The following is an 8,935-nucleotide window of genomic DNA, read 5'->3' as shown; positions in this document are numbered from 1 at the left end:
TACAATTCCTTTGAGGAGGTCGCTCAGGCTGCGGCACATTGGATAAATGATTACAACAATTATCGAATTAAAGAAAAGCTGGGTGGTAAGAGCCCTGTACAATACAGGCTTCTTACCACCCAGCGATTAGCATAATACTTTTTGTCCAACATTATGGGGTCAGATCATTCTCCCTAGTTCACCGGTGATTTTGTCTTTCATCACACCTATGAAGGACAAGTCTTTTTGGTTCACCGGTGATTTTGTCCTTCATCACACCTATGAAGGACAATTCTCCTTGGTTCCCCAGTAATTTTGTCTTTCATCACACTTATGAAGGACAATTCTCCCTGGGTCACCGGTGATTTTGTCTTTCATCCCATTGTTCCATCCTTCCTCAGGGAAGATCATGGTTCTTTTTTACCGCCAGCAGCTGCTTCATCCTTCTTCGGGTAAAATCATAACTTATGAAGATTCGTTCACATAGCAGAATCCTGCGTTACTCAACGATTGATATTTTGGAAAGTTGGGCTCGTTGAAGGCAGCACCAAAAAAGGGATATTCCTCACTCTTTAAATACGTTGAGAGAATATCCCTTTTACAATTTGAATAAATCTTTCTAAACTTCTATACCTGTCAATTCCTTATAACTGGCAATAAAATATACGAAGAAAAGTTTTCATCATGATAAATGGTTTGCTCTGCCGTAGTATATTCCTCACTGTCAATCATTGTTTTACCTGTGTTCAAATTGGCATCAAACCTTGGGAAGCTGCTGGATGAAATTTCAACCCGGATGCTGTGACCTGGCAGGAACACGTTGCTTGTCGGCCATAATTCAATATCATAATCCAAAATTTCGCCTTTTATCTGTTCCCCTATGTCTTGACCCTTACGATATTTTGCCCTGATAATGCCATCAGTTAGATTGTAGGCTCTGCCATCTGGGAGAACATCGATTAACTTTGCAGTGAAGTCGGTATCCACTGCATCAGTTTTAGCCCATAGCTTTACTTTTACAGGTCCAGTCACTTCAAGCGGCTCCTCTAAAGGGGCTGAGGTGTACACAAGTACATCCTCTCTTCCTTCCAGAACCTGTTGATCTTTAGGGCCCATTGTATTTGCCCCTGCATACAAAGTTCCCCCGCCATTGGTTGGAACAGGGTTTGCGGGATCATAAACAAATGAATCGGATGGTTCTGCCTGCGGTTTTTCAAAACTTAAACTTCCGTTGCCAAAACGGGAATTGGCTGTTCCCTTACTATGTAAATAATATGGAATATAGTTGGTACGTGCTAACGGCCATTCCTGTTCGTTCCGCCATTCATTTATACCCATGACAAACAATTTAACTGGAGCCTCATTCACCACATCTGTTTTTTCTCCCTTTAACCAGTGATTAAACCAGCGGATATGCAGTCCTGTTAAATCGTCTTTTTGGTCAATCCAATCACCTGAAGCATGAATACCAAAGTTCCTTTCCCCGATTACAGAGCTATAGACACCATGCCCCCATGGACCAATAATTAATTTTTGCCGTGCCGGGCTGTTTTTTTGTAATCCTTCATAGTTTTCGAGAGTGGATTGTAAGAGACTATCATACCAGCCTGCAATATGATAGGCAGGAACTTTGATTTGATCATATTTATTAAGAATACTCATACGCTCAGCATTTTCCCCGCTTACGTTTCCTTCAAGCGTATCAAAGAAAAATTCAGCAACTCCTAGTTCTTTAAGAGGAGGCCATTGATTCACCGGCTTGTGTTCAAACCACTCTTCAATTTTATTATAGGAAGCAGCCATTTTTTGCATCATGGCAGCATATTCCTCTGGATCTTTATAAGTTCTTTTTAACTGATCTGGTGCAATCGATTCAAGTGCATAGGTCTCGGATGAGGCAACCATAAACTTCCCGCTCTCATCCACGGAATTATTCAGCCAATTATTTAACGTCATCGCCGGCACAATGGCCTTCAAATGGGGCGGCTGTTCCGTTGCGGCCAAAAGCTGTGTAAAACCATAATAGGACAAACCGAACATCCCAACTTTTCCGTTACAATATGGTAAAGCAGCTGCCCATTCGACCGTATCATAGCCGTCTTCCGCTTCATTTAAAAATGGATAAAAATCTCCTTCTGAATTAAATCTGCCCCTTACATCCTGGATTATCACAATATATCCATTCTGGACAAGTCGATTGGTATCAAGATAGCGGTGGGAATAAAATGGGAGATCCTTATTATAAGGAAGCCTTGTCAAAAGAACAGGAAATGTTCCTTCCATAGTTGGTCGATAAATATCTGCAAAAAGGGTTACACCATCCCTCATAGTGCAAGGTACATTTTTCTCCAAAATAATTTGTTGAATGTCCATTAATAGAATCCTCCTTCACAATCTTAAAAAGAATAAAGGTGTCCGGCACCACAATCTAACATCAATCATAAACCGAAATTCTTGATATCAGATAATTTTGGTGGTGCCTGACACCATTCTAAGCAGCCTGCTCCTCAATATTTTTTTTGAGCGCGCCTTTTCTTTTCTTATTAGGAGACAGCTTTCTTTCCAGCCAGCCCATCACAAAATCAGCAATAACGGCCATTAAGGCAGTTGGGATGGCACCCGCAAGAATAATCGCTGTTCCGTCGGTGACATTGGTACCGCGTAAGATGATATCACCTAAACCGCCCGCACCAATAAAGGTACCAATTGTGGCAATCCCGATGGTAATGACCAATGCGGTTCGAAGCCCTGCCATAATGACAGACATAGCCAGAGGGATTTCAACCATGCGCAATACCTGAAATTTTGTCATCCCCATCGCCTTCCCTGATTCCAGCAAGGCATGGTCCACATTGCGAATTCCAGTATAAGTATTTTTAATAATAGGTAGTAAAGAGTAGAGGAATAGTGAAAATACAACGGTATCTGTTCCGAGTCCCATGACAAGCATCAAGACAGCCAGCATCGCTAAAGCCGGAATCGTCTGGATAATATTCGCAAGTGAAATGACCCAAGCGCTTAACTTATGGTATCTGGCAATCAGAATGCCTAATGGGATTGCGACAATTGCTGCAAACAATACCCCATAAGCAGACATGAGGAAATGTCGGTAGAATTGTTCCCAAACATAGCTGCCATTTTGTGTGTAATAAAATAGAATGTCTTTGATTGTATCCATCAGCCCACCTCCTATTTTTCATTTTCAAAGTAATGGTGTTCTTCTAAAAATTCCTTAGCAACAATGGACGGCTCTTTCATCTTCCCATCTGCTTCATAGTTTAATTCCTGCATTTTTTCCGTACTGATTTTTCCTGAAAGTTTCTGCAGCACGCCTTTTAGTTTCGGATGTGCCTTTATCACATCATTTCGTGCGACAAGTGATGTATCATATGGCGGGAAGAAATGTTTATCATCCTCCAGCACTTTTAAATTAAAGGCCTTAATCCGTCCATCAGTTGTATAAGCTAAAACAACGTCCATTTTCCCATTTGCCGCAGCTTGATATACTAATCCAATCTGCATTGGGAAGGTTTTTCCAAATTCAAATCCATATTCTTTTACAAAGCCCTCATAACCGTCCCCTTTACGTTTTAACCAGGCGTTATCCACACCCAATTTTAAATTCGGAGCAAATCGTTCCAAATCGGAAACAGTTTTAAGGTTTTCTTTATCAGCCAGTTCTTTTGTGACCGTAAAAGCATAGGAATTCGCAAAACCGTAGGAATCAAACCATGTCTGGTCAAACCTTTTTTGGAATTCGCGCTTGACGATTTTCATTGCTTCTTCAGGATCTTTAACCGGATCCATTCCTAATGCCCCGGCAAGGTCCGTACCTGTATAACGAGTGGCGGTAATATCTACATCACCATTCATCATGGCCTGATGCTGTACGATAGACGATCCTAAATTATTAACCATTTCCACCTTTGCATCTGTATAATGTTCAATCATCATTCGAACCATATTTCCCATAATTTGTGATTCTGAGGTCCCCATAGTCCCTACAGCAATTGTGTCTTTAGCCGGCCCGCTCAAGCCTGGAAGAGAGCAGCCGCTGATCAATACAGAAAGACTTAATGCTAAAACAATGAGGAATCGATTTTTTTTCAACATATATTTGCCCCCTTCCTAAGCTGCCTGCCTCATCTTTTTCATTCCTTTAGGTGTTACCCAGTTCTCTACTTTTCCTAAAAGAAGGTCTGTCAACAGTGCAAGTACTGTTACTGGAACAGCACCGGCAATAATAAATTCAGGCTGGTAAAGGTTCAAACCGCTGAAAATGTAATCCCCTAAACCACCACCGCCGATAAAAGAAGCAAGTGTGGCCCAGCCGATTAAATAAACAACAGATAACCGAATACCTGCCATAATTACTGGAATAGCAAGCGGCACTTCAACGTACCGAATCCGTTCCCATCCAGTCATACCCATCCCGCGTCCAGCTTCAAGCAAGCTTTTTTGAACACCATTCACTCCTGTATAAGTATTCCTCAAGATAGGTAGGACTGAATAGAAAAATAAAGCGATAATGGCAGGTGTTTTACCAACACCTAATAATGGAATAAAAAATGCTAGAATTGCAAAACTCGGAAATGTTTGAATAACACCTAAAACCCCCATCACAAATCCAGCAACTTTTGGAATTCGGGTTAATATAATTCCCAGCGGCACTGCGAATACAATCCCTAATAGTGCTGCAATTACCGAGATATATAAATGCTCCCATGTTTTATAAAGCATTTCACTGCCATAATTACTGAAAAATTCTACTACTGTATCCACGTTGTCTCCCTCCTATCCAATTTTTGAGATTTCATCTGTTTCGACCTCTCCCCAAATAGAATCATAGACAATATCTACTAAACTAGCTCTTGTCACAATACCAACAAGGTGATGGTTATGGTCGACAACTGGAACATACTTCATTCCTCTCTTCAATATTTTACGAACTGTATCACGGACAAGAGTGTCTTTCTCTACCGTAAATATTTCAGTTTCTACAATATCTTTTACCAGATTTGCTTTTTTCCGCTTTTGGTCAATCATTTCAACATCAATGAATCCTGTTAATACCTTTTTCTCATCCACAACAAGCAGCGAATCTACCCGGCACTGTTTCATTAATTGTATCGCTTCTGATAAGGAGTGCTCTGGAGTAATCGTAACTGGTTTTGGGTTCATAATTTGCTCTACTGTTTGGATGTTCGGTCTAGCTTGTACAAGCCGGTCTTTTCCGATAAACTCTTCCACAAACTCATTAGCAGGGTTGCGCAAAATATCATCTGGTGTATCACATTGAACGATTTGGCCGTCCCGCATGATGACAATCCTATCGGCCAATTTGATGGCTTCATCCATATCATGGGTAACGAATACAATCGTTTTATCAAGTTTTCTTTGAAGTTTTTTGAATTCTTCCTGCAGAGAATCTCTCGTAATCGGGTCTAATGCACCGAACGGTTCATCCATTAAAATCAGTGGCTGATCTGCGGCCAGGGCCCGTAAAACACCAATACGCTGCTGCTGTCCGCCGCTCAATTCATGGGGATATTTTTCTAAATAATCAGGTGTAAGGTCGACAAGTTTTAATAATTCTCTTGCCCTCTCGCGGCGTTTTGCTTCGGGCCATTTTAATAGTTTAAGTACAAGTGAGATATTTTCTTGAATGGTCATATGAGGAAATAAACCAATTTGCTGGATGACGTACCCGATTTCTCTTCTTAACTGGACAGGGTCTCTCTCCATAATATTTTTGCCATTAATAAAAATACTTCCCTCTGTCGGCTCAATTAGACGGTTGATCATTTTCATCGTAGTTGTTTTCCCGCATCCGCTTGGACCGATAAAACAAATGAATTCACCTTTTTCGATTTCCAGGTTCAGATCATTGACCGCTCTTTTTCCTCCTTTATATACTTTAGAAACATGTTCAAATTTTAGCATTTGGACACCTCCATATTTTTTAAGGCTATATTCGGAATCAAATAGCGATGTCTCTATTATAATATAAATTTTGTGAAATAAAAAGTTTATAAACTTTATGGATTGTATGATATTTACCGATTTTATTAGTTGTATAAAGTTTATGTCTACTTTTCCTTAAAATCCCTCCCGAATCCTCCTTTTTTCTAGTCCATCCTCATTTTCTGCTTTTTGGTAATTTATGATATAGTGACATCGTACATGGTTAACTGGAAGGGTGATTCTTTTGGAGGAACTACCAATAGAAAAAATTAAACATATAGAAGATCAGTTCGTTGATAAGATTGCGGACAATATGCACACATACGGAGTCCCAGCAACAGTCGGACGTGTGCTGGGAATTATTTATATGAATAGAAAGCCAATGACACTTGATGAATTATCCCAAGCAACAGGCATGAGCAAAACCCGAATGAGTCAAGTCGTCAGAGAGATGGTTGATCTAAACATTGCAGAAAAGGTGTTTGAAAAAGGAAACCGCAAAGATTTATACAATGTAGAACAAGATTATTATCAAACTTTTGTTTCTTTATTCACTTCCAATTGGCAAAAAATCATTCAGAAAAACAAAATGTTTGAAAAGAAAATGTCTGCTGAACTGCAGATGTTATTAGAATGTGAAGAAAATAATGAAGAAATGGAACAAAAGATTAATGTTTTACTTAAAGAAACGAAAGAATGGCTGGATTATTATCATTGGTTAGCCCAATTGGTCGAATTTTTCGACAGTGGGGAAATCTTCAAACATGTTCCAAAGCCGTAATGTGCAAAGACTTACACGCAGGATGAAAAAAGAAAATGGGAATAATGCCATTTTCTTTTTTTTTATAAATTGAAACGTCAATCAGCAGTTTTTTCACCCCCGCTGATTGTTTGACTCAAATATCGTTGCTCTTGCACCGATAATGAGTCAGTAAAAACCAAATTAGCTCACCAACCGGACGCATGCGGCGGTTAATCCTTCTACTTTTGCTTCCTACTAACTCTAAGCATTGAAGCGGGATCTATACTGTCCGTTATAGCAGGATAACTTTTTAAAGGGAGGAATCATTCTTTATGCGAAAAAACGTGATTTTAACTTGTGCAGTAACCGGGGCAGGAGATACAACGAAAAAAAGTCCTCATGTTCCAATCACTCCTGAGGCAATTGCAAAATCTGCGATTGATGCGGCGAAGGCCGGCGCAACGATTGCCCATATTCATGTTCGTGACCCCAAAACAGGCGGGATCAGCCATGACCCTGCATTATTCCGTGAAGTTGTAGAGAGGGTCCGTGAATCAGATACAGACGTCATCTTAAATCTTACCTCCGGCGGCGGCGGCGATTGGATTCCGAGTGAGAAGAATCCATCTATAGGCGGTCCCGGAACAGACATGCAGACACCTGAAGAACGCCACGAACCGATTGCCGGCTGCCTGCCGGAAATTTGCACGCTGGACTGCGGCAGCTTAAATTTTGGCGATCAGGTGTACATCAGTACAACAGACTGGCTGCGCAAACAAGCCCGGCTTATCCAACAAAGCGGTGTAAAAGCAGAATTGGAATGCTTTGATACAGGTCACCTTCGTTTTGCCAATCAATTAATTGAGGAAGGCCTGATTGACGGCGATCCAATGTTCCAATTTTGCCTAGGCATTCCATGGGGAGCGGATGCCGATGCGGAAACGATGCTGTATATGCGTGACAAACTTCCCAAAAATGCACACTGGTCTGCTTTTGGCATCGGCCGAATGCAAATGCCAATAGCCATCCAGTCCATGCTTCTAGGAGGTAATATCCGTGTTGGTCTTGAAGATAATCTTTATCTTGATAAAGGCGTTCTTGCCACCAATGCACAGTTGGTAGATAGAGTGGTCAACATCCTATCTGGACTTGGTTCTGCGCCAATGACACCAGCTGAAGCACGAAAACATCTAGGATTAAAAAACCCACATGGAAAGGATGAATAACAATGGACAATCCAATCAAACAAATAACAGTAGTCGGGACAGGTGTCATTGGAAACGGCTGGATTGCCCGTTTTTTATCGCAAGGGTATGATGTTATTGCAACCGATCCGGCCGAAAACGCAGAAACGCGGATGCGGGAAGCAATTGACCGGTCCTGGCCGGCATTAGAAAAATTAGGTTTGGCCGCTGGTGCTTCAAAGGACAGACTTACATTCGAACCAGATTTAACCAAAGCTGTGGCATGTGCAGACCTGATTCAGGAGAATGCACCGGAACGGGAAGAAGTAAAACGAAAACTATTGGCCGAAATTGACCATCACGCAAAACCAAATGCCATTATTGCTTCAAGTACATCCGGACTGATGCCAAGTACTTTACAGGCAGATTGCCGTCATCCTGATCGGATTATCGTAGCCCATCCATTTAATCCAGTTTATTTAATTCCATTAGTTGAAATTGTCGGAGGGAAACAAACGTCATCCAAGGTTGTGGAAAAGGCCAGACAATTCTATCAATCTATCAATATGAAGCCGCTGGTCATCTCTGCTGAAATAGAAGGTCATGTGGCAGACCGCTTGATGGAAGCGATTTGGCGCGAGGCACTGCATTTAGTAAATGACGGAATTGCCACAACCGAAGAAGTGGATGCCGCTATTATCTATGGACCTGGTTTGCGTTGGGCTTTAATGGGTCCTTTCTTAACTTTGCATCTCGCCGGCGGTGAACAAGGGATGAAACATATGCTGGAACAATTCGGTCCTGCCTTGAAGCTGCCTTGGACCAAACTGGAAGCTCCTGAATTAACAGAGGAACTCAGTAACCAGGTGATTGGAGGCTGCGAACGCCAGACAGACGGCCATTCAATATCGTTTTTAGAAAAACGCAGGGATGACTTTTTGATTGAACTCCAGCAATTGCTTGAAAAATATTGGCCGGGCGCTAATTTGAACGGGAATATTTAGAAGGAGCAGATTCTCTAATATATAAGGTTCATTCGCTACTAGACGGGCAATTTCGCTAATAT

The 8,935-nt window shown here is 41.4% G+C and carries 9 protein-coding genes; 4 read left to right on the top strand and 5 right to left on the bottom strand.

The features are described from left to right. On the top strand, positions 1-135 hold a 135-nt coding region (locus M3183_RS19610; RefSeq protein ID WP_251472325.1), incomplete at its 5' end, for an IS3 family transposase. A gap of 480 nt (positions 136-615) precedes the next feature. Here M3183_RS19610 and M3183_RS19605 read toward each other — a convergent pair. From M3183_RS19605 to M3183_RS19585, 5 genes are all read right to left on the bottom strand, one after another. Beyond that, on the bottom strand, positions 616-2,352 hold the full coding sequence (locus M3183_RS19605) for a CocE/NonD family hydrolase (RefSeq protein ID WP_251472314.1): 1,737 nt from the start codon (positions 2,350-2,352) through the stop codon (positions 616-618). 118 nt (positions 2,353-2,470) lie between these two features. After that, entirely contained in the window at positions 2,471-3,157 is a 687-nt protein-coding gene (locus M3183_RS19600; RefSeq protein ID WP_251472313.1) for an ABC transporter permease, read from the bottom strand. Between the two features lie 11 nt (positions 3,158-3,168). Beyond that, the gene (locus M3183_RS19595; RefSeq protein ID WP_396953739.1) at positions 3,169-4,089 is read right to left on the bottom strand and encodes an osmoprotectant ABC transporter substrate-binding protein; all 921 of its coding nucleotides are present in this window, start codon (positions 4,087-4,089) and stop codon (positions 3,169-3,171) included. Positions 4,090-4,107: 18 nt separating this feature from the next. Then, a complete protein-coding gene (locus M3183_RS19590) occupies positions 4,108-4,719 on the bottom strand; it encodes an ABC transporter permease (RefSeq protein ID WP_251472324.1) in 612 nt (203 codons plus the stop codon). Positions 4,720-4,773: 54 nt separating this feature from the next. Further along, positions 4,774-5,922: a betaine/proline/choline family ABC transporter ATP-binding protein gene (locus M3183_RS19585; RefSeq protein WP_251472311.1), complete on the bottom strand. Its 1,149-nt coding sequence runs from the start codon at positions 5,920-5,922 to the stop codon at positions 4,774-4,776. A gap of 265 nt (positions 5,923-6,187) precedes the next feature. Between M3183_RS19585 and M3183_RS19580 the strand changes: the two genes are divergently transcribed. From M3183_RS19580 to M3183_RS19570, 3 genes are all read left to right on the top strand, one after another. Continuing rightward, positions 6,188-6,724 (top strand): GbsR/MarR family transcriptional regulator, encoded by a 537-nt coding sequence (locus tag M3183_RS19580; protein ID WP_251472310.1) that lies wholly within the window; start codon positions 6,188-6,190, stop codon positions 6,722-6,724. A 293-nt stretch (positions 6,725-7,017) separates the two neighbouring features. After that, on the top strand, positions 7,018-7,911 hold the full coding sequence (locus M3183_RS19575) for a beta-keto acid cleavage family enzyme (RefSeq protein WP_251472309.1): 894 nt from the start codon (positions 7,018-7,020) through the stop codon (positions 7,909-7,911). 2 nt (positions 7,912-7,913) lie between these two features. Then, entirely contained in the window at positions 7,914-8,873 is a 960-nt protein-coding gene (locus M3183_RS19570; RefSeq protein WP_251472308.1) for a 3-hydroxyacyl-CoA dehydrogenase NAD-binding domain-containing protein, read from the top strand. Positions 8,874-8,935: the final 62 nt, after the last annotated feature.

This window comes from Neobacillus mesonae, from assembly GCF_023715155.1.
Lineage (GTDB): Bacteria > Bacillota > Bacilli > Bacillales > Cytobacillaceae > Neobacillus > Neobacillus mesonae_A.
This window is presented reverse-complemented; position numbering and strand designations above follow the sequence as displayed.